Origin of the sequence: Pseudomonas sp. B6002 (assembly GCF_013385985.1) — a bacterium.
GTDB lineage: Bacteria > Pseudomonadota > Gammaproteobacteria > Pseudomonadales > Pseudomonadaceae > Aquipseudomonas.
The window spans coordinates 172,301-191,259 of record NZ_JACAOY010000006.1; the positions used below are offsets into that span (position 1 = coordinate 172,301).

23 protein-coding genes and 1 pseudogene are annotated in these 18,959 nt (G+C 58.9%); 14 read left to right on the top strand and 10 right to left on the bottom strand.

Features of this window, described 5'->3' with window-relative positions:
• Nucleotides 1-10: 10 nt before the first annotated feature.
• From HX792_RS08045 to HX792_RS08065, 5 genes are all read left to right on the top strand, one after another.
• Complete coding sequence (locus HX792_RS08045) at nucleotides 11-856, top strand: phage tail protein (protein WP_176995564.1); 846 nt, start codon at nucleotides 11-13, stop codon at nucleotides 854-856.
• Nucleotides 831-1,037 (top strand): tail protein X, encoded by a 207-nt coding sequence (locus HX792_RS08050; protein WP_176995565.1) that lies wholly within the window; start codon nucleotides 831-833, stop codon nucleotides 1,035-1,037. The genes HX792_RS08045 and HX792_RS08050 overlap by 26 nt, the downstream gene beginning before the upstream one ends.
• 80 nt (nucleotides 1,038-1,117) lie before the next feature.
• Entirely contained in the window at nucleotides 1,118-2,167 is a 1,050-nt protein-coding gene (locus tag HX792_RS08055) for a phage late control D family protein (RefSeq protein ID WP_176995566.1), read from the top strand.
• A 72-nt stretch (nucleotides 2,168-2,239) separates the two neighbouring features.
• Nucleotides 2,240-2,887 carry a glycoside hydrolase family 19 protein gene (locus tag HX792_RS08060; protein ID WP_176995567.1) on the top strand — a complete coding sequence of 216 codons (648 nt, stop codon included), beginning with the start codon at nucleotides 2,240-2,242 and terminating at the stop codon, nucleotides 2,885-2,887.
• Entirely contained in the window at nucleotides 2,884-3,393 is a 510-nt protein-coding gene (locus HX792_RS08065; protein ID WP_176995568.1) for a lysis system i-spanin subunit Rz, read from the top strand. Before HX792_RS08060 ends, HX792_RS08065 begins: the two co-directional genes overlap by 4 nt.
• Nucleotides 3,394-3,400: 7 nt before the next feature.
• Here HX792_RS08065 and HX792_RS08070 read toward each other — a convergent pair whose 3' ends face one another.
• The 5 genes from HX792_RS08070 to HX792_RS30570 all read right to left on the bottom strand — a co-directional run bounded on the left by HX792_RS08070 (nucleotide 3,401) and on the right by HX792_RS30570 (nucleotide 6,139).
• Complete coding sequence (locus tag HX792_RS08070; protein WP_176995569.1) at nucleotides 3,401-3,970, bottom strand: hypothetical protein; 570 nt, start codon at nucleotides 3,968-3,970, stop codon at nucleotides 3,401-3,403.
• 57 nt (nucleotides 3,971-4,027) lie between these two features.
• Entirely contained in the window at nucleotides 4,028-4,708 is a 681-nt protein-coding gene (locus tag HX792_RS08075) for an SOS response-associated peptidase family protein (protein WP_176995570.1), read from the bottom strand.
• A 28-nt stretch (nucleotides 4,709-4,736) separates the two neighbouring features.
• Nucleotides 4,737-5,099 (bottom strand): hypothetical protein, encoded by a 363-nt coding sequence (locus tag HX792_RS08080; RefSeq protein ID WP_176995571.1) that lies wholly within the window; start codon nucleotides 5,097-5,099, stop codon nucleotides 4,737-4,739.
• Between the two features lie 91 nt (nucleotides 5,100-5,190).
• Nucleotides 5,191-5,400, bottom strand: coding sequence for a hypothetical protein (locus HX792_RS08085; protein WP_176995572.1), 210 nt, complete (start codon nucleotides 5,398-5,400; stop codon nucleotides 5,191-5,193).
• A 337-nt stretch (nucleotides 5,401-5,737) separates the two neighbouring features.
• Nucleotides 5,738-6,139 (bottom strand): hypothetical protein, encoded by a 402-nt coding sequence (locus HX792_RS30570; RefSeq protein ID WP_176995573.1) that lies wholly within the window; start codon nucleotides 6,137-6,139, stop codon nucleotides 5,738-5,740.
• 134 nt (nucleotides 6,140-6,273) lie between these two features.
• On the opposite strand from HX792_RS30570, the pseudogene HX792_RS08095 reads away from it, so the two are divergent.
• Nucleotides 6,274-6,441: pseudogene (locus tag HX792_RS08095) on the top strand (LysE family translocator); the annotation flags it as partial.
• Between the two features lie 556 nt (nucleotides 6,442-6,997).
• Here HX792_RS08095 and HX792_RS08100 read toward each other — a convergent pair.
• The gene (locus HX792_RS08100) at nucleotides 6,998-7,690 is read right to left on the bottom strand and encodes a YoaK family protein (protein WP_176995574.1); all 693 of its coding nucleotides are present in this window, start codon (nucleotides 7,688-7,690) and stop codon (nucleotides 6,998-7,000) included.
• 177 nt (nucleotides 7,691-7,867) lie between these two features.
• Between HX792_RS08100 and HX792_RS30330 the strand changes: the two genes are divergently transcribed.
• Nucleotides 7,868-8,434, top strand: a complete 567-nt coding sequence (locus tag HX792_RS30330; protein WP_256349821.1) for a hypothetical protein — start codon at nucleotides 7,868-7,870, stop codon at nucleotides 8,432-8,434.
• A gap of 176 nt (nucleotides 8,435-8,610) precedes the next feature.
• On the opposite strand, the gene HX792_RS30335 is transcribed toward HX792_RS30330, so the two are convergent.
• The gene (locus tag HX792_RS30335; RefSeq protein ID WP_256349822.1) at nucleotides 8,611-9,585 is read right to left on the bottom strand and encodes a fimbrial protein; all 975 of its coding nucleotides are present in this window, start codon (nucleotides 9,583-9,585) and stop codon (nucleotides 8,611-8,613) included.
• A 118-nt stretch (nucleotides 9,586-9,703) separates the two neighbouring features.
• Between HX792_RS30335 and HX792_RS08115 the strand changes: the two genes are divergently transcribed.
• From HX792_RS08115 to HX792_RS30340, 4 genes are all read left to right on the top strand, one after another.
• A complete protein-coding gene (locus HX792_RS08115) occupies nucleotides 9,704-10,003 on the top strand; it encodes a hypothetical protein (RefSeq protein WP_176995575.1) in 300 nt (99 codons plus the stop codon).
• Nucleotides 10,004-10,174: 171 nt separating this feature from the next.
• Complete coding sequence (locus tag HX792_RS08120; protein WP_176995576.1) at nucleotides 10,175-10,924, top strand: hypothetical protein; 750 nt, start codon at nucleotides 10,175-10,177, stop codon at nucleotides 10,922-10,924.
• 157 nt (nucleotides 10,925-11,081) lie between these two features.
• Entirely contained in the window at nucleotides 11,082-11,336 is a 255-nt protein-coding gene (locus tag HX792_RS08125; RefSeq protein ID WP_176995577.1) for a hypothetical protein, read from the top strand.
• A gap of 291 nt (nucleotides 11,337-11,627) precedes the next feature.
• Nucleotides 11,628-12,155 carry a hypothetical protein gene (locus HX792_RS30340; RefSeq protein WP_256349823.1) on the top strand — a complete coding sequence of 176 codons (528 nt, stop codon included), beginning with the start codon at nucleotides 11,628-11,630 and terminating at the stop codon, nucleotides 12,153-12,155.
• A 56-nt stretch (nucleotides 12,156-12,211) separates the two neighbouring features.
• Here HX792_RS30340 and HX792_RS08135 read toward each other — a convergent pair whose 3' ends face one another.
• On the bottom strand, nucleotides 12,212-12,838 hold the full coding sequence (locus HX792_RS08135; RefSeq protein ID WP_176995578.1) for a helix-turn-helix domain-containing protein: 627 nt from the start codon (nucleotides 12,836-12,838) through the stop codon (nucleotides 12,212-12,214).
• A 5-nt stretch (nucleotides 12,839-12,843) separates the two neighbouring features.
• A complete protein-coding gene (locus HX792_RS08140; protein WP_176995579.1) occupies nucleotides 12,844-13,002 on the bottom strand; it encodes a hypothetical protein in 159 nt (52 codons plus the stop codon).
• A gap of 223 nt (nucleotides 13,003-13,225) precedes the next feature.
• On the opposite strand from HX792_RS08140, the gene HX792_RS08145 reads away from it, so the two are divergent.
• From HX792_RS08145 to HX792_RS08155, 3 genes are all read left to right on the top strand, one after another.
• Nucleotides 13,226-15,343 carry a TonB-dependent receptor domain-containing protein gene (locus tag HX792_RS08145; RefSeq protein ID WP_176995580.1) on the top strand — a complete coding sequence of 706 codons (2,118 nt, stop codon included), beginning with the start codon at nucleotides 13,226-13,228 and terminating at the stop codon, nucleotides 15,341-15,343.
• A gap of 197 nt (nucleotides 15,344-15,540) precedes the next feature.
• Nucleotides 15,541-16,083: a sigma-70 family RNA polymerase sigma factor gene (locus HX792_RS08150; RefSeq protein WP_176995581.1), complete on the top strand. Its 543-nt coding sequence runs from the start codon at nucleotides 15,541-15,543 to the stop codon at nucleotides 16,081-16,083.
• Nucleotides 16,080-17,012: a FecR family protein gene (locus HX792_RS08155; RefSeq protein WP_176995582.1), complete on the top strand. Its 933-nt coding sequence runs from the start codon at nucleotides 16,080-16,082 to the stop codon at nucleotides 17,010-17,012. The genes HX792_RS08150 and HX792_RS08155 overlap by 4 nt, the downstream gene beginning before the upstream one ends.
• Here HX792_RS08155 and HX792_RS08160 read toward each other — a convergent pair.
• The gene (locus HX792_RS08160) at nucleotides 17,009-18,835 is read right to left on the bottom strand and encodes a sigma-54-dependent Fis family transcriptional regulator (protein WP_176995583.1); all 1,827 of its coding nucleotides are present in this window, start codon (nucleotides 18,833-18,835) and stop codon (nucleotides 17,009-17,011) included. The two genes, HX792_RS08155 and HX792_RS08160, sit on opposite strands and share 4 nt — an antisense overlap.
• Nucleotides 18,836-18,959: the final 124 nt, after the last annotated feature.

Genomic DNA, 18,959 nt, shown 5'->3' on the forward strand with positions numbered 1-18,959 from the left:
TGGGGGATTTATGGGCTACATGGAACAGTTGCAATCAAGCGTGAAGTACCTGGCTGTGGCGGGCGAAACCGGCCGCCGTAGCCTCGACGGGGTGATTGGGCCAGTGGACGGCGCAATCAGCGAGCTGAGCGGCGCCGCGTCTGAACTTGAGGGCGTGCCCTTTGTGGGCCCGGCCGTGGGTGAAAAGCTACAGCGTGTTATGCGTGGCGTTACGGCCGCCCAGGCGAAGGTAGGTCAGGTGGTGTCGGTGTACAGCGCGGCGACCCGGGCGGCGTCTCAGATTGACGAGCGCCTGGGCGCACTGAAGGAGCAGGCCGGCCGGGCGGCAACAGTGATCAACAGCCTTGCCGGCAAGGCCAGCCCCTCCCTGGCGGGCATTGTTCCGACCGGGGCCTTTGCGGTTGATGCCACGCCTGCGCCTGAAGCGGTAAAGCCCTTTCCGCATCTGATGATCATGCAGCCGCGCGATCCGAAGCAGCCGCCGTACTTCTTCAACCTCGACACGGCGGCCTTTGATGAGCTGCGGCGTTCGTCAGCCTTTCGCTGGGCCTCCCAGGAGCGCCTCACGCGTCGGCCGGCGCAGCAGGCCATCGGTATGGGGGAAGAGAAGCTGACGCTTAAAGGCGCCATTTTTCCGAGCTTCAAGGGCGGTCTCAAGCAGCTTGAGACCCTGCGCAGCCTAGGGGCTAAGTTGCAGCCCCTGACGCTGACCACCGGCTATGGCGATGTGCTGGGTACGTGGTGCATGACCAGTATTGACGAAGAACAAAGCGCGCTGCTGGCTGGCGGCATCCCGCGTAAGCAAGGTTTCACCCTGGAGTTTGTGCGCTATGGCGACGACATGCAGAACGTCTGATGGGGATCTGCTGGATACCATCTGCAACAACTACTACGGGCACCTTGTCGGCACCGTAGAGGCCGTGCTCGATGCCAATCAGGGCCTGGCCGATGAGGCCCAGCCGTACCGGGCCGGCGTGCTGATTGTCCTGCCGGACATGCCAGCACCGACTGAAGAAGTTGTGATGCTTTGGGATTAGCCAGGCCTGGATGTCCCTTTTCCCGTTACGCGTAACGGCCGCCAACATTCCCCCGCGTTGGCGGGGTAACAGGGTGAACCATGACCCCTCGCTTTCGTGTCGTTGCAGACGGTAAAGACATTACCGCGCTGATCAATGACCGCCTGTTGCTGCTGAAAACCACTGACAAACCCGGCATGGAGTCGGACGACTTTGAGCTGCGCATTGACGACCGTGACAGCGCCGTGGCGCTGCCAAAGCGCGGTGCCGGCATTGAGATATTCATGGGCTACGCCGAGACGTCCATGGTGCGCCTGGGGCGTTACATGGTGGATGAGGTCGAGATATCCGGCCCGCCTGACACCATCGTCGTGCGCGGCAAGGCCGGTGACATGCGCGGTACCGGCAAGACCGTGCGTAGCGGCAGCTGGGAAAACGTGCCGCTGTCCAAGATCGTGGCCGACGTGGCCGCCCGCAACGGCTGGACACCAGTGTGCAACGTCTCAACGAACGTGCCCCGGGCTGATCAGCTCAGCGAGTCCGACTTCAACTTCATCACGCGCATTGCCAAGCAGCACGACTGCACGGCCAAGGTGGCGGATGGGAAGCTGATTGTCATGACTCGCGACGGCGGCACCAGCGCGAGCGGCAAAGCCTTCGGCGCCGTCACCATCACGCGCCGGGACGTTAGCCGGTGGCAATTCCGCCTGGGCGACCGTAACGCGCACAAGGCGGTGGCCACCAAGCACCAAGACAAGAAAACCGGCGAGCTGAAGCTCATCAGCCTGGATAACGCCGATGTGCCCGATGGGCTGCCATCGGTCCACACCGACCGGCATATCTATCCCAACAAGACCGCAGCAGAGCAGGCGGCTAAGGCCCGGCTGACGGCGTTCAACCGGTCGGCGGCGGGCGTTCGTCTGGAAATGCCTGGGCGCACTGATCTGTTTGCCGAGCGATCCGTTAACGCCAAGGGCTTCAAGGCCGGCATTGATGGTGAGTACCTGGTCGACTCGGTAGAACAGGTGTTCACCCAGGCGGGCTGGTCTACCACCGTCGAGTGCAACGGCGGCAAGAAGGGCAAGGCCAAAGCCAAAGCCAAAGCCAAGAAGCCGAAGAAATCCAAGGAGGTCAAGGTTCTGGAGCTTTGACGTCCTCTCAAAAACAAACGCTTAACCATTCTGACCGCCGCCGTTTGGCGGCTTTTTTTGCCTGGAGAAAACATGCCTATCACTCAACAGCAACTGCTGAAGATCCTCCCGAACGCCGGCCTCCAAGCCGGCGTTTTTGTTACTGCACTGAATGTCGCCATGAGCAAGTACGGCATCGTCACTCCCAAGCGCATTGCGGCCTTCATTGCACAAGTCGGGCATGAGTCCGGCCATTTGACGCGCTTGGTCGAGAGCCTTAACTACCGGGCCGACCGGATTGTCGCCTTGGGCAACGCCGCGAGCCCCGGCTCTCGCTGGCGGTCCCTGGTGCCGCGTGCCTCTGAACTGGCGGGTAGCTCAGTGCGCATGGGGAATTCCGTCTATGGCGGCCGTATGGGGAACGGCCCCGAGGCTTCGGGGGATGGCTACCTGTACCGGGGCCGGGGCCTGATCCAAATCACCGGTAAGGACAACCACCGCGCCTGCGGTGATGCCCTTGGCGTCGACTTGATCAACCACCCAGAGCTGCTGGAACAACCGCAATACGCTGCGCTGTCGGCGGCCTGGTACTGGTCTGCAAACGGACTGAATACGCTGGCCGATGCTGGCGAAATCCAGAACATTGGCAGTCTTATCAACACCGGCAGCAAGGGACGAGTGCCGAACGGCGCAGCCGATCGCCTGGCGCTGTATCAGACGGCCCTGAAGGTGCTGGCATGAGCCCGGGCCAGGCACTGGCAGCCATCTTGCTGGCGATGGTGATCACCACCTCCGGCACCTGGCAGGTTCAGGACTGGCGATATAGCGAAAAGCTGGCCAGCCAGGCGTTGCTGCACCAGGAAGACATGACAGCCATTGGTAATGCCGCTGCTGCCCAAGCGCGCACCGAGCAGGACAAACGTCTGGCCATAGAGCAGAAGCTTGCCGCTCAGGACCAACAACACACCAAGGAATTATCCGATGCCCAACGTGATCAGGCTCGCCTGCGCGATCGCCTTGCCACTGCTGATGTGCGCCTGTCAGTCCTCCTTGCCGAGGATCCAGCCAGTGGTTGCGACGTGCCTTCCGCCGCCGGCGCCGTCGGCGTGGTTCATGCAGCCCGTCGAGCCCAACTTGACCCAGCGCATGCTCAACGAATTCTCGCCATCACCGGAGAAGGCGATCAAGGACTGATCGCGTTGCGGGCATGCCAGGCTTACGTGCGGGAGGTCATTGAAAGCAAATGATGAAGAATTATGAGAACGCTAAAAACGCCGCGTAGGCTGTGCGCATTCCCCATACAAAAAGGCCATAGGAAGTTAGGCCAAGAAGGATGGATAGTATGTTGAAGCCTAGCCCTGTACGCTGTTTCCAAGTTTCAGACTCGGCATAAAACCACTGGCTTAGGTAGGTAGAGCCAGATGCTACGACTATGGCAAATACTCCTGCGACAAAGATCGCCAGAGCGTCAGCGAAAGGAGGAATTCGAGAGTGTTGCTCTTCAGTTAGTTTTCCAATGAAGGCAAGCAGGGCAACTGACGCACCACCATTCATCAGAAGCCCAGTCTTGACTGCGTTTTGCCCTGACTGAATTACCGCGCGGAACATCTCAAGGTCAGAGGCATGACTACTTTTCTCCCTTTCAACCATGAGTTGGAGCTGGGCCTTGAGATGTTCAATTTGATCCGGGCCCAGGGTACCGGGTTCAGTGGCGATAACCTGTTCAAGGTATGAAATCAGGTTGTCGCACTGAAGTGTTTCACTGTTCGTTCTAACCTCTTTAACAGAATTCAAAAGCTGTGTAGCAAATGCTTTTACGCTCATTGGGGGCCTATGTATTGGGAGGCGGAATCTAGCGGTTGCATCAGGTGCGCATGCGGTTCAGCGCGCATGTTGAATGAGTCGAGCGCTTTGGTTTCGCACGTTACCAACATCCTCACTCACTTTGAACCATTCGAAAGCCTCGGCCGCTTCGCCTTGATGCACCACCACCTCCTCGGCGCGCTCCTTGGACGTGGCCGGATCCAACCATTCACGGGCCAACTCCGGCGTCAGGATTACCGGGCGCCTGTCATGAATGTCCACCATACCGCCGGCACTGTCGGCGGTGATGATCACGAATCCGTCATGCTCGCCTGGGCCTTCATCCGCATCTGGTAACTGTCCGATCGACGCGCAGAAGATCGGCGCACCGTCGCGCCTGCGTATCAGATAAGGTTGTTTCTTTTGCCCGCCCTCATCAACCCACTCGAACCAGTTGTCTATCGGCGTGATCGCTCGGTGCGGCCAGATCGCCCGGAAGAACGGGCCGTGGGCGACCTTCTCGACGCGTGCGTTGATCGGTGCTGCTCTGTCCTTGGCCCAATGTGGTCGCCAACCCCAGCGCACCAGATCGGCGTGCAGCAGATCGCCGTTTAGGTGGAGCAGTGCGACTTGGGTTGTCGGTGCCACGTTATAGCGCTCAAGGGGCTTATCACCCACGGAGTTTGCCAAGGCATTTGGCATGCTCAGCGCCGCAACGAAATCATGGATGCCCCGATACTGTGAAAGTCTTCCGCACATAATCCTTCCCTCTAAGCGTCATTTGAGCCTAGCTGGCACTGGGGGGTTGAGCTTTACGAATCTCGCTCAGGAGCCGCTGGTTTTCTCTGAACAGGTGGTCGCGCTGCTCGGCGACTAGTTGAAGGCTGTAGTTCTTGGCGCCCAAATCCGAAGTAGCCAGGTTTAGCCTGGTCACTTCGGACAGCGCTTTCTTGAGTTCAGCCTCCGCAGACGCTTTGCCGGTGGACAGTTCGTCGCTGAGCTGCACCAGGCCGGCGACGTTGGCGCGTGCTTTCTTGAGCATGGCCAGTGCCTGGGTTAGCTCATCCTCGAGAAGGGCGCATTGGTGCTTGTACATTTCTAAGGGCGTCGGGCATCCGAGCCATTCGCAGGTGTCTTGATCGATGGGCATGGTATAGAAACTCGAATGCTGTATGTGTATACAGTAATCGAGGTTTGGGCGTGACGCGATTTGAGGCGACGAGCAGCACGCTTTCTGATGATTAGTCAGGTGCCATAAGTACCGCTAGGGCGAGCTTGATGAACTCTTCATTGTCATCGATGGCGGTAAGGGCGCCACGGACGTTTTCAGCTACATCAGCGGAGCCGCGCTGCTCAACCCAGTTGGAAATCTCCATGATGGATGCTTCCAGGGCCAATTGGTTTTCGTAGAGCTTGGAGAGTAGAGAGGGGAGCAGGTCTGAGTTGGGCATCGGCGTTCCTCTGGTTGAGTGAACAGCGTAGCAGTCGGCGATTGGGAGCCAACTCCAAGGTCATGAGTGTCCGCTCTCGAGCCTGAGCCGCCCTTCGCGAAAGGCGGCAATCGGCCAAAAGCGGTCACTCCGCATGCCTACGAAGCCAGGGGCGATTCAGGCGTCGCCGAAAACATAAAAACTGTACGCCCGAAAGTCATATCCCCCCATGGAACTTCCCCAAAAAATGATGTCAATTTGATTGCTCGTTACAGCAACAAGATCATCTTGGATCAGTCAGCGTCAGGCTATTTCCTGACACCCCATGGAGAGAGTGATGAGAGCCATCATTGCGATGTTATTGATGTTGAGTACCTACGCTCATGCTGGTTGCGGCAACATCAGTGACAGCGATCAACGCGCTTATTGCGAGGCCAAAACCAATGGCCAAAGCTGCGGCAATATCCGGGACAACGACCTTAGGGCCAGTTGCTCGGCGGAAATGAACGGGCAAAGCTGCGGCAACATCAGTGACAACGATCAACGCGCTTACTGCAATGCCAAAGTCAACGGTCAAAGCTGCGGCAATATCCGGGACAACAACCTTCGGGCCAGTTGCTCGGCGGAAATGAATGGCCAAAGCTGCGGCAACATCAGTGACAACGATCAGCGCGCTTACTGCAATGCCAAAGTCAACGGTCAAAGCTGCGGCAACATTCAAGACAGCAACTTGCGTAACGAGTGTGATGCCATAAAGCATTGATCTCCGAATCACGCGGGACCAGCCGCTCTTCATCGACGCCGGACCCGCACACTTGAACTCGTCAGTTGTTAAAGCGCTTGCCGATTTCTTATCCTCGTGGCCACCTCTGCCCAATCGATACCGAAGTTCAGATGTACCTCGCCACTCTCTCCCTTTTCGTCCCCGCCTCCTTCACCCGGAATGTGGCACCCGGCCCGAATAACCTGTTGTCCGTGAGCAACTCCACGCGCTACGGCTACCGTACCTTGTGCCTCGCCGGTACTGGTCGCCTGCTGACTTGCGCCGGGTTGATCGCCCTCGAAAAACACTAGATTTACGAACACTGCTGAACGATTTAGCCAATCTGTTGCGTCGACCGGAGACTTCTCCGAACAGGACCAAATATCTTACGCAGAGCTAGAATGGGGTGAGTACGGGTGCCAATCAACAGGATGAGCGGTCCTGCGTTTGAGCTCTAAACCCACTGTCCGTATTGGGACGAACGCGGCCATATGATTTGTCTCACGAGTCGCGGGCTATTGGTGGATTGTGTTCGGTCGGCAGGACGCCGGGGGAGGGGCAAAAACAGTTCCCAAACCAAAACCGCACCCCTTGCAGAATGCGGCCTGTAGCTTGGTTGGTAGCTGCAAGTAAAGGAACGCCAGCGACCTTCAAGGCACCAGCCCGCTTGATTTTGCATAGCGGTCTTGAAAACCGGCGGACGTTAATAGCGTCTCCAGGGTTCGAATCCCTGGTTTCCCGAAGATTCAAACGAAAGCCCCGCGAATGCGGGGCTTTTGTGTTTTTGGGGGGTGGCCTCCATGTCAGAAGGTCGGTTTCACGATCAACTCCCTCTCGTTCATACGCCTGAAAGCACTACCCCGGCATATAAGCCCTCTGCCAGCGCGGAGGAATCATGAGCGAAGCACACGCCAGGCCAATCGCCAACGCACCATCGACGGTGAACGCAAACAAGCCCAGTTCACGCTCAAGCAACGCACCCGCCACTGCCCCCATCAGCATGCCGGCCCACGGTATAAGCTGAACCCTCCACCCGTGCTTGCGTTCACCCAGCAACCAACGCCCAAGGCCGCGTCCAAAGCGTGATAGCGCGCCGGTGACGTAGGTCAGCCCGATTGGAAGTCCATTTATCTCCTCGACCACGGCATTGATCATGCCCATGGACAGCACCGCGCACACAAGCGCGAGAAATGGCGTCGGCATGACCGTGGCCAGGCAGAGCAGGGCGCCTACGCAAAACAGCAATGGCCAGGAACGCCGGCCAACGATGCGGGCGACGATTGCGCCCAGTGCGTTGCCGAGGATGAAGGTCAGGATCAAAGCCGTGATGCCGAGCGCAGTGGAGTCATCATGCGCCCCGATTGAAACGGCGAGTCGAGTGGTATTTCCGCTCATGAAAGAAACAAAATCACCCGTGGCCGTGAAGCCAATAGCGTCTGTCATGCCGGCGAGAAAGGACAGCGCCGCAACGAAGTAAAGGCCTACTTTTGCACGTATCTTAGCGATGCGTTTGGCGCGCACCGTGTAGAGGTTCAGTTCAGGAAGCAATTTTCACTCCTTGCATCGGCCGGGCTCACGGTAAATGTCCTACGAGGCTTGTGACTTTTCTGATGAGCTTTTACTCGTCATCTCCTTGTTTTTTTACTATTATCCGTCATCTGTGCGCTCAAGGAAGAGAGGCTGAGCGCCTTGAGGCTGGTAGAAAAAATTACACTCGATCATTGAGTGAGCGACTACTTTTACCTAGAACCTAACGACTCAGCCAACCGTAATTACTTTTTGGTGGAACCGATGGATAAAATGTGTGGCATCGCAGTAGTGGTCGGACTTGCCCTCTCGGGTTGCGCTACGAAAACTCCAGAACAACCTAAAGTGGCTCCACCACCTGCCGTCGTCCAGGCAGCGCCGCCTGAAGCCGCACCGTCGACACCCCACGATTACACTGTGCGCTATGAAGCCGCACCTGCGCCCCTGAGTGTTAGCTCCCAGCAGGCCCCAGCCTCTTCGCAGGCCGCTCAGGACGAAGCAGACACCAACCTGAACCAGAGTCGCGCTGAGCAATGCCGTAAAGAGCTGGACGTCTTAAAGATTTACAGCAAGGCGTCTTACGATAAGTACGAGGCGCAGTACCAGGCCATTGCTGCCAAGACGGCTAAATACATGGAAATCAAAGACTCCATCGGTGCTGATTTGAACTACATGGTTATGCCTGCTTATCAATTTCAAATTCGTGAGTTCTGCTTCCGGGTTAAGACCCGCCTGTCGGAGCTGGTGCTCCGTCAAGCCAAATAATGACTCCACGTTAGCGAGCATCTTTTGCCCGCATGACGCGATGTTCAGCAAGTGGGCTCGACTCCCTGGGCGCGCTCTTAACATCAAAAAAATCCCGCAAGTCAAAGGCCTGCGGGATTTTTTTATGCGTGATCATCCTCGGGTGAGCAGCGTGGGGCCTCTTACGTTCCCACCGTTTACAGGTAACTCATTATAAAAGTGACTGAAGTGTTCGCCGTTCCGGCGCTCAGCTCGCTTCCCGCCAGACGGTAATAAGCCGCTGATAGAGGAATGTTGAAGCTTGTACCCGTGGTATTGAAGCCATTGAACGGGTAGGTGGTGCCCAGTGCAATTGGTTGACCGGCGTCGTCCATCAGTTTCAAGCCGATGCCTTTTGCCGTTGAGCTGGCGTTCAACGCCACGACGCCCTGCTGCTGATCAATGACTTGAGTATTGGCTTTGAGGGAGTAGGTGACTTTTTGAATGCCTGACTGGCATTGGCTAAGGCCGATGTTGAATTTCACCGTGTGAGGTGCGTCACCGGCATTGCTGAACTCATGCAGGTAATAATCGTCCCCCATTTGAACGGATACATCAGGGGTCTGGCAGGAAGCCGCGTTCAGGATAATGGGGTTGACCAGGTTGATTTTAACCAGGTCAAGATCTCCATAGCGGTGCGCCCCCAGGTTTCCTGCGGGAACCTCATTTTGCGACGAGAGCTCACTCGATTTAATAATCTCTATCGTGTAGCTTCTCGCGACATCCAAATAAGAGCCATTAAGCAACCTATCAACGTTTAAGTAACCATTCACTGAGTTTTTTACTTTGAGTGACAGCCCTGTTTTACCCAGGGGAAAGACATTGCCTGTCGTAACGCTGCCAAACTTGGGAGCCAGGGCGAAAATAAAGGGAGACGACCTAGGGCAATTAAAACCCTGCGACGGAGCGGTGATTGATTCCTCGTAAACCACGGTGCCTACGGGAGCATCGCGGGGCACGGTCAAGGCAACCGGGGCGCTGGCGTAGTTAGCGGTGAACGCCTGCCCTTGCGTGAAATAACAATCCGCAGCGTATGCACTCGTTGAATTGGCAAAGATGAGGGTGGCTGCGACAGTCAGCACAGAGCGCAGCCAGCGTTGTTTTTTAAAAAAGCACATGTGGTTTATTGCCATGATGGGTATCAGGGTGGACGCCTATCGTATTGATCGCGTACACCTGAAAAAATCAGGCAATTCTTAGATTGGGTGCTGCGTTGATTGCCTTCTGGCATTGGGTGGGGGCTGCAGGAAGTTGGGTCGGACAAAAGCGTCCAATCCGAAGGCGGACCTGTTTCCACCGTCTGCCGAATGGGGCGGTGGCACCAATGGCGAACTCAAGCGATTAATGCTCAGGCATGCATTCCAATGGGTCGATACCGTCTGGTTTCACGTCGCGGGGCAGAACATCCGTTTACAGCGGGCCATGGAGACAATCGGCGGGCAGTTTTCGCACACCTCAATCAAGCAACTGGCGAATGGCACGCAGGAGAACTGCTTCTACAAAATTGAGCGGGCCCGCTTTGAGGGGCGGTGTTCGGTGGTCGACGCATGATTCCCAGCGCCAAGGCCTCGCACTCGTTGCGAAGGCTGGGCAATGGCTGCGATGCATGTGAGATTCTTCAGCAATCGGCTCCCTCATCGCACTTTTTTACATTCTTCGGCTCTATCTCTGTCCCGGCCACGCTCATTCCGTGTGTGGCGAGAAGAATCAGATCGGGTGCCGATGGATCGAACATTAACGCTTTTTACACGTCGACGTATGCACTGGCCATTGCTATTGGCGAGCCTGCTCATGCTGTGTGGCAGCGGCTGTACCCAGCAACAAAGCCGCGATATCGCCAAGCAGTTCAGCAATGGCAAGCCCGATGAATTCTTCCAGACCAGCGTCGACCGTATGGCCACCCTGGGCATGCGTGACAACCTGCAAAGCCTCTACCTGCTGATGAACAAGCTCTACCTGCGCAACCCCAGCCAATGGCGGCAGTCGGGTTACCCGGATGCGGTGAGCGCCGCGCGGGAAATACGCATGGCCATCGAGAACCGCCGTCCATTGCCTGCGCTGGGCGAGCGCCGCGACCTTGCAGCCCTGAGCTATTCCCTGAGCCCCGAGTTTCACGGCGACCGGGTCGGCGCGTTCATCTACGCGATCGGCAGCATGCTGGTGACCGCCCACGGCGGGCGCACCGAGTTCTACATGACCGATTCGATCAACCCGCAATTTGTCAGCAATGCCGCGCGCAATATCGAGAAAGCCACCTGGTTGCTCAGCCAGCGCCAGGATGCCAACGGCGCGCTGTTGCTGTTCTCCAACGAGATCTCGGAGGAGGGCAGCAACCTCAGTTTTGCGGTGGAATTCGGCAAGATCGTTGCGCGCCTCGACCTGCTGACCCAAATGCTCGATGAGCGCTACCGACGCATCGGCCTTAACTACGCGCAAAGCCTGTTGCTGATGAATTTCCTGCCAGTGCAGTAGTGGCGGGTGATACATCGGGTCTGGGCGTTTAATGATGTGACATCCAGTGCGCCGTTTCCCTTTCATTTGTAGGAGGCGGCCTATCTTGTATCCACTGGCTTGAAACACCCATCGGTGGGCCATAGCCTCGGACTTTCCTTAAAAATGAGTGCCTACCTTGGGTAAGCAAAAAACCGTTTGGCCCACTGATCGCGAAATTCGCCTGCGATTTATCCTGTTTGCGGTGATCGAGGCCGCGAGCGCCCAGGGTGCTCCTGCAGAGGTCTTGCTATCGGCCACTAAGCTGCTGCGTGATCCGCAAACAGAAGTGCAGCTTCGCGAAGCCTTGGCCGATATTCTGGCGTGTGATGAGATGTACGGCTTCAGGTTTCCACAAGGTTCAGAGGCCGATGAGTTGATGCAGACGCTCTGATCCAAGGTTTGATTGTTTTTTTATGCGGCAGTTAGATCGTTTATTTCCTTCCGGTCTGATGCAATACCTGTTTCGAATATCTAAAACGTCGTTTAGGCGCACTCAGCGGCGATTGCGTTCGTTATTGCGTCGATAGAAATGTTATCGCGTCGTGCACGGCTGTTTCGGTCAACTAAGCTTGCCCCCGAACAGCCTTTGCCGCTGCTCTGCCGTCGTCTTGCGCCGCTGTCTGGCGGCTCTAGAATCGGCGCCAGAACTTAGCCATTTCCTGTCGATTACGGAGTTTCGAACATGATGAATGCAATGCAGATGCCGATGAACACCGCCATGCCCATGATGCCGATGATGGGCATGCCGATGATGATGGCCACCATGAAGTGCGAGATGGCCGCTGACGCCATGATGTGCACCATGAAGCCAGCAGCCGGTATGGACATGGCTCAGTTCAAGACCAACGCCGAAATGATGGCGATGATGATGAACTGCGGCATGCCGATGATGATGCAGTGCGCCAATATGTCGATGATGGGCATGTCGGCCGACGCCATGAAAATGATGACCGGCATGAACATGCCGATGATGCCGATGATGCCGATGATGCCGATGATGTCCATGGGCATGTCGATGCCGATGATGACGTGCATGATGGAGTGCACCATGATGGCCGACAGCATGATGTGCAAAATGATGCCGATGCCCGGCATGAGCATGGACATGATGAAAAACTGCTGCATGCTCATGAACAAAATGATGAACGACTGCGCCATGCCCATGATGATGAGCTGCAACGGCATGCCGATGATGTGCTGCACCTGCTGACAGGTCCCGCACAATAAAAAACGCCCCGATCATTCGGGGCGTTTTTGCATTCAGGGTCAGTCCAATCGCTCTGGATAGGTAATCACCAGGAACGCCACGGCTTCACTGTCGGCCGGGTTGCGGTAGCGGTGGGGCTGGTCGGCGTAGAACAGGATCGAATCGCCGGTTGATAACAGATAACGCTCGTCGTTGACGCTGACTTCCAGCACGCCCTGAGCCACCACCAGGTTTTCCTGGATGCCTGGGCCATGCCCTTCGGATACTTCTTCGCCCAGCGCGCGCAAGCGGATCTCGTAAAACTCAGACTGGCGCGCCGTATCGTAGGGGAACAGCGCACGGCTGATAAACGCGCCATCGGCACTCACCAGGCGCTTGCTCTGTTGGGCTGGCAAGACCTCAACACCTTCAAAGGCGCGGTCTTCCAGGAACGCTGCCACCGACACCTTCAAACCCTTGGCAATCTTGCATAGCACTTTGATCGACGGCACGCTGCGGCCCGACTCGATCTGCGCCAGCATCGCCCGGCTGACCCCGCAGGCCCGCGCCAACCCATCCAGTGACAAATGGCGCTTGCTCCGCAGGCGTTGCAGGTTGTGCGCCACGCACAGGCTGATCACATCGTCGTCGGTATTCGGTTTGGGCAGGGGTTCGGGTGGTTCGGGCAGCACGTGCAGGAAATTCATCGGCCTTACGCCCGGCGAGTATCGCTGGAGGGCGCTGCCTGGGCGGTGAACACCGCAAGCCCGGCACGTGCGGCGTACATCGCCCACATCAACTCGGCTGCAGCACGCGCCTGGCGGCGTTTACGGTGGAGCGTGAAGTCGATGACGGTGGCCGATGTTTGCATGGGGGCGTTCTCAGGGGGCGTGGGTGACTCGATGGCTTCACAGTAATGCGTGCGTGTTATTTCTTTAAATACTGAGTTTGCATGTGTTAATTCGATTTTGGACTTAGAAAATAAATCAGGTCCGACGCTGTTGTGGGAAGGCTCTGGTCCGTTAATTAAGCGTGACCTGGCGGGCGTGCCTGCCATCCCACCTCTTTGCCCCCGATTCCCAAGGACCTGCCTGATGCTGTTGCGCCACCCTTTGCCCCTGTTGACCGCCCTGACATTCAGCTCGCTGGTACACGCCGAAGACCTGCAATTGGCCCCGGTCGAAGTCACCAGCAGCGAAGCCAGCGCTGGCGAGGTGGCCCAGGCACAACTCAGGAGCGTGCCCGGCGGTACCAATTACATCGACATGAGCAGCGTGCAGCAGGGCCGGGTGAGCACCAATGAAGATGTATTCAAGTACCAGGCAGGGGTGTACGCCAAGGCGGCGAACAATGAAGGCGTGAAGCTGTCGATTCGCGGCTCGGGCCTCAACCGCAGCCCGGGTGCTCATGCGTCGGGCTTGTATGAAATGCTCGATGGCCTGCCGCTGACCGGCCCGGGCGGCACCCCTTACGAACTCAAGGACCCGCTGTGGCAAAGCCGCGTCGAAGTGCTGCGCGGCGCCAACGGGTTCGATCAGGGCGCGCTGGCCCTCGGCGGCTCGGTCAACTACGTCACCCACACCGGCTACGATGCGCCCAAGCTGCAAGTGCGCTATGAGGCGGGCAGCCGTGGGTATGCCCAACGTGAGATCAGTTCGGGCCAGGTGCTGGGCGATGCCGATTACTACATCAGCCTTACCGACTCGCAGTCCGACGGCTACCAGCACCAGAGCGCCGGCACGGGTAAAGGTATCGCGGCCAACTTCGGCTATCGCTTCAACCCGGACCTGGAAACACGCTTCTATTTCCGTTACCGCGAGACCACCAACGACAGCCCCGGCAAACTGATGCGCTACCAGATCAGCCATGACCCCACGGCCGCCAACAGCCTCAACGCTGCGCGTGACTCCAAGCGCCTGCAGCCGGGCTCCACCTGGATTGCCAACAAGACCACCTTGCAGCTGGACGACAGCTCCCGCGTCGAAGTCGGGCTGGCGTACCACGACTACCCGATGGACCTGCGCGAAGGCACCAATCGCCTGAAAGTCGCCTACACCGACATCAGCAGCACCCTCAACTACATCCGCCAGGACACGCTGTTCGGCCGCGACAGCAAAACTACCGTCGGCCTGCGCACCACCCAGGCGATGCCGAATAACGGCGCGTCGGAGTACGTGCGCACACCGGCCGGTAATACCGCAATTTATGCCCCCGGCACCAAGACCCGCGACTACAGCTACCTGGGCTCCGACACCGTGCTGCACATCGGCAACGACCTCGAGCTGGTCCCGGACCTGTGGCTCACCACTGGCCTGGCGGCGATCTACACTCGTCGCGAAACCGAAGTTACCTACCCGGATACCCATACGCCGACACGCCAGCAGAACTGGGACTACGCGCCACGCATCGGCCTGCGTTACGACTTCAATCCGCAACTGCAGATGTACGGCAACCTCAGCCGCTCGGTAGAGCCGCCGCATGCGTGGTCCATGATCTGGGGTTCCAATAAATACTTTGGCCCCAGCAGCGGCCCGGCCACCGGTTTGCAACGTGAAGGCGTGAACCTGCGTAATCAGACCGCAACCACCCTTGAGGTCGGCGCCCGTGGCGAGCACCGTTTCGGCCAGTGGGACCTGGCGCTGTACCGCTCCGAAGTGCGCCATGAGCTGCTCACCGTCGAAACCCAGGCCCAAACCCAGACCAGCAGCGCCATCGTCGCCGAATCCAACGCCAGCCCCACCGTGCACCAAGGCGTGGAACTGGGCCTGCTCAGCCCGCTTTGGGACGGCGGCCGTAATGGCCAACTGGCCCTGCGCCAAGCCTATACCTACAGCGATTTCCACTACCGCGACGACGACCGCTTCGGCGACAACACCTTGCCGGGCATTCCCAAGCACTACTACCAGGCGCAGTTGCGCTACAGCCACCCGACCGGTTTCTACACCAGCCTCAATACCGAGCATGCCTCGCGGGTGGCGGTGGACTACGCCAATTCCTACTACGCGGCGGCCTACACCACCCTCGGCGCGACCTTCGGCTACGACGCGCCGAAACAGGACTGGCAAGCCTGGGTCGACTTGCGCAACCTCACCAACCGGCGCTACGCCAACACCGTCACGCCGGGTTATGACGACAAAGGGCAGGACGCTGCCCGGTCGACCCCAGCCGATGGTCGGGGCATCTACACCGGTGTCTCCTGGAGCTGGCGCTAACACCCCATCCCCTGTAGGAGCCGGCTTGCCGGCGATTGCGGTGTATCAGTCCCTCATGGGGTGACTGGCACACCGCCATCGCCAGCAAGCCGGCTCCTACAGGTATTTAGGTTGTTACAAAGGCTCTTGCTCCCTCTCTGTTTTACTGGCATTGTTCGCGCAATTGGTAATATTTCCTATTTGAGAAATTTTTGCGCATGCATGACATTCCGGCCGCGCTGGGTACGCCCACGCGTCAGCAAACCCTCGCGGCAATGTACGTCGATCACCACGGTTGGCTGCATGGCTGGCTGCGCAAAAAACTCGGTTGCTCCCAGCACGCGGCCGACCTGGCCCACGATGCTTTCATCCGTGTATTGATGCTGGCCGAGCCCCACACCATCAAGGAACCTCGCGCCTTTCTCGCCACCACGGCAGGGCGCCTGCTGATCGACGGCGCGCGGCGTCGGCGTATCGAGAAAGCCTACATGGAAGCCCTGGTGATCCAGTGCGAAGACGCCGGCATGCCCGACCCGGCCGCGATTCACCTGGCGCTGCAAGCCCTGGAACGCATCGCCGAACTGCTCGCCGGCCTGCCCGCCAAGGCCCGTGAGGCCTTCCTGCTCAGTCGTCTCGACGGGCTGACCTACAGCGAGATCGCCACACGCCTGGAGGTGTCCTCCAGCACCGTCAAAAACTACATCTCCAGTGCCCTGGTGCACTGTTATCACAGCCTGCACGCGGCGGACCCGTTGTCGTGAGCTCCGAACAGATCATCCAGCAAGCCGCGAATTGGCTGACGCGCCTGCACGACGAAGACGTCAGTGACGCCGACCGCCACGCCTTCCACACCTGGTGCCAGGCCGACCCTCGCCACGCCGTCGCCATCGAGCGCATGCGCTCGCTGTGGGGCAGCTTCGATACTGTGCCCGCCAAGCCCGCGCGGCGGGCGTTGAACCGCGCATTCGCCCCCCGGCGTTCCCGTGGTGCCCAAGTGGCGGGCGTACTCGGTGTCGTGCTGTGCGCCTGGCTGGGTGTGCAACAGGCGCCTATCTGGATGGCCGACCAACGCACCGGCGTCGGCGAACGTCGCCAGATCGCCCTGGAAGATGGCAGCCAGTTGCAGCTCAACAGCAATTCGGCCGTGGACGTCAAATTCGACGGCCACCAACGCTTGATCGAACTGCTGCAAGGCGAACTGTGGGTGGAGGTGGCCAAGGATGCGCAGCGGCCGTTCGTGGTGCGCACCGACCAGGGCACGGCGACGGCACTGGGTACGCGCTATCTGGTCAAGCGCGCGGCGGATGGCACCACGGTCGTGACGGTGATCGAGTCCACCGTGGCGGTCAAAGGTGACACGGGCGAGGGCGTCAAGGTGACGGCCGGCCAACGCTCGGTGCTCGATCACGGCCAGCCGCAGCCGCCACGCGCCATCGGCAGCAGCGACGCGGATGCATGGACCCGTGGCCTGCTCAAGGTCAACGACCAGCCCTTGAGCGAGGTGCTGCAAACCCTGGCCAGCTACCGTCATGGCCTGGTGCGTTTCGACCCGCAAGCCCTGCAGAACCTGCGGGTGTCTGGCGTGTTCAAGCTCGATGACACGGCCGCTGCGCTGGCGACACTGGCCGACAATTTGCCGATCCAAGTGGAGTACTTCACCGACCTGCTGGTGGTGGTCAAGCCGCGCTAGGGTTGGCGCAGGCGCTTGTACAGGGTGTTGCGGCTCACCCCCAGTTCCCGCGCCAGGTGGGAAATGTTCCCGCCGGCCGCTTTCAAGCGCTGTGACAGGTCACGGCTGTCATCCAGCGCTTCCTGGGTGGGCAGCGGCGCCGCCTGGTTCAAGTCGACAAAAAAGTCATCCGGCAGATGCTCGGCGCGTATCGGCTGGTCCTCGGCCATGGCCAGCGCCACCTGCAACACGCTGCTGACCTGACGCAGGTTCCCGGGCCACGGGTGCTGTTCGAATAACGCCAGCACTTCGGCACTCAACCCGGCCCACTGGGTCGCCTCGCGGTGCTGCTGCCACAGTTGCTGGAACAGTGCCTGCTTGTCGGTGCGTTCGCGCAGGGGCGGCAGTTCCAGGGTCAGGCCGCCAATGCGGTAGTACAAGTCTTCGCGAAAGCGCCCGGCCTGCACCCATTCGCGTAGCGTGCGGTTGGTGGCGGAGATGATCCGCAAGTCCACCGGGAACAACTCGCTGCTGCCCACCGGTTGCACGCAACGTTCCTGCAACACCCGCAGCAAGCGCGCCTGGGTCGGCAGCGGCATATCGCCAATCTCATCGAGAAACAGCGTGCCTTTGTCGGCTTTGCGGATCAGGCCAATGCTGCCTTTCTGATTGGCGCCGGTGAAGGCGCCTTTTTCATAGCCGAACAGCTCCGACTCCACCAGCTCTGCGGGTATCGCCGCACAATTCACCGCGATAAACGCCTGCCGGCTGCGCGAACTGGCCTGGTGCAGGGCTTTGACAAACACCTCTTTGCCCACGCCGGTCTCACCGTGGATCAGCAGCGGAATATCCTTCTCCAGCAAGCGCTCTGCCTGGCGCACGGCTTTCTCCACCCGCACATCGCCAAAGTGCAAGGTCTGGAGGCCAATCGCGGCGGGCTTTGCCGGCACCGGTTCACTGGCCTTGGGTGCGCTGAACACCCGCGCCTGCACCGGCATCTGCTTGGGTCGCTTCAATAAGCACTGGAACCGATTGCGTCCCGCCGCCTGCAGCGAAAACGGCAGGCCTTCCGGTTGGTTGAGCAGCTCCAGCAGCGACACCTTGAACAAACTGTCGACCATCACCCGCGACAAGCTGATGCCCAACAGGTTATCGGCGCGGCGGTTGGCCGACAGCACCTGGCCGCTCTCATCAAAAATCAGCAGGCCAGCCCATTGGCTGTCGAGGTTGTTCAGGCCGGTGTTGAAGGTCAGCTGGAAATGCTCGCCGCGAAACAGGTTGAGGATCAGCCGGTTCTCCACGGTCTGGCTCATCATCTTGACCATGCCCAGGGTGTGGGAGGGCGGTAGGTAGCTGTCGCTGGACACATCCAGCACCGCGATGATTTCACGCTGGGCATCGAAGATCGGCGCCGCCGAGCCGGTCATGAAGCGGTTGGCTTTCAGGAAGTGTTCGTCGTGCTCGATATGCACCGCCTGGGCACACGCCAGCGCAGTGCCGATGGCATTGGTGCCGCTGGAACGCTCCTGCCAGCTGGCGCCGGCGCTGAAACCCCGGGCCAACGTGGGCTCGATAAAACGCTGGGTGCCCCACGAGGTCAGCACCTGGCCCTGATTGTCAGCCAGCATGATCAGGCAGTTGGAGTTGCTCAGGATGTTTTCGTAGTAGGGCAGGACCTCCTGATGGGTGGTCTGCACCAAAGAATGCTGGCTTTCCAGCAATTGACTGATGCCCTCGGCGGGCAGCTGGTCGAAGCTGGGCGTGCTCTGATGGTCCAGGCCAAAGGCGCGGCAACGGCGCCAGGATTCCTGGATGAGCGTGTCGTGAGCCAAGGGTTCGGCCATGTTGACCTTCTTTTTATTGTTATGGGGTCTTGCACAATCCAGCGGTTGAAACCGGATCAAACTGTGGGAGCTGGCTTGCCTGCGATAGCGGTGTATCAGTAACAAATGAGCACGCTGACCCATC

What these genes read in the sequence shown, in the direction of transcription:
- HX792_RS08050 (WP_176995565.1), top strand. Translation starts at nt 831, where the DNA reads ATGGCGACGACATGCAGAACGTCTGATGGGGATCTGCTGGATACCATC.
- HX792_RS08120 (WP_176995576.1), top strand. Translation starts at nt 10,175, where the DNA reads ATGGATCGAACATTAACGCTTTTTACACGTCGACGTATGCACTGGCCA.
- HX792_RS08045 (WP_176995564.1), top strand. Translation starts at nt 11, where the DNA reads ATGGGCTACATGGAACAGTTGCAATCAAGCGTGAAGTACCTGGCTGTG.
- HX792_RS08085 (WP_176995572.1), bottom strand. Translation starts at nt 5,400, where the DNA reads ATGCCCAACTCAGACCTGCTCCCCTCTCTACTCTCCAAGCTCTACGAA.
- HX792_RS08060 (WP_176995567.1), top strand. Translation starts at nt 2,240, where the DNA reads ATGCCTATCACTCAACAGCAACTGCTGAAGATCCTCCCGAACGCCGGC.
- HX792_RS30335 (WP_256349822.1), bottom strand. Translation starts at nt 9,585, where the DNA reads ATGGCAATAAACCACATGTGCTTTTTTAAAAAACAACGCTGGCTGCGC.
- HX792_RS08075 (WP_176995570.1), bottom strand. Translation starts at nt 4,708, where the DNA reads ATGTGCGGAAGACTTTCACAGTATCGGGGCATCCATGATTTCGTTGCG.
- HX792_RS08160 (WP_176995583.1), bottom strand. Translation starts at nt 18,835, where the DNA reads ATGGCCGAACCCTTGGCTCACGACACGCTCATCCAGGAATCCTGGCGC.
- HX792_RS30570 (WP_176995573.1), bottom strand. Translation starts at nt 6,139, where the DNA reads ATGCTTTATGGCATCACACTCGTTACGCAAGTTGCTGTCTTGAATGTT.
- HX792_RS08135 (WP_176995578.1), bottom strand. Translation starts at nt 12,838, where the DNA reads ATGAATTTCCTGCACGTGCTGCCCGAACCACCCGAACCCCTGCCCAAA.
- HX792_RS08150 (WP_176995581.1), top strand. Translation starts at nt 15,541, where the DNA reads ATGCATGACATTCCGGCCGCGCTGGGTACGCCCACGCGTCAGCAAACC.
- HX792_RS30340 (WP_256349823.1), top strand. Translation starts at nt 11,628, where the DNA reads ATGATGAATGCAATGCAGATGCCGATGAACACCGCCATGCCCATGATG.
- HX792_RS08055 (WP_176995566.1), top strand. Translation starts at nt 1,118, where the DNA reads ATGACCCCTCGCTTTCGTGTCGTTGCAGACGGTAAAGACATTACCGCG.
- HX792_RS08065 (WP_176995568.1), top strand. Translation starts at nt 2,884, where the DNA reads ATGAGCCCGGGCCAGGCACTGGCAGCCATCTTGCTGGCGATGGTGATC.
- HX792_RS08140 (WP_176995579.1), bottom strand. Translation starts at nt 13,002, where the DNA reads ATGCAAACATCGGCCACCGTCATCGACTTCACGCTCCACCGTAAACGC.
- HX792_RS08145 (WP_176995580.1), top strand. Translation starts at nt 13,226, where the DNA reads ATGCTGTTGCGCCACCCTTTGCCCCTGTTGACCGCCCTGACATTCAGC.
- HX792_RS08080 (WP_176995571.1), bottom strand. Translation starts at nt 5,099, where the DNA reads ATGCCCATCGATCAAGACACCTGCGAATGGCTCGGATGCCCGACGCCC.
- HX792_RS08070 (WP_176995569.1), bottom strand. Translation starts at nt 3,970, where the DNA reads ATGAGCGTAAAAGCATTTGCTACACAGCTTTTGAATTCTGTTAAAGAG.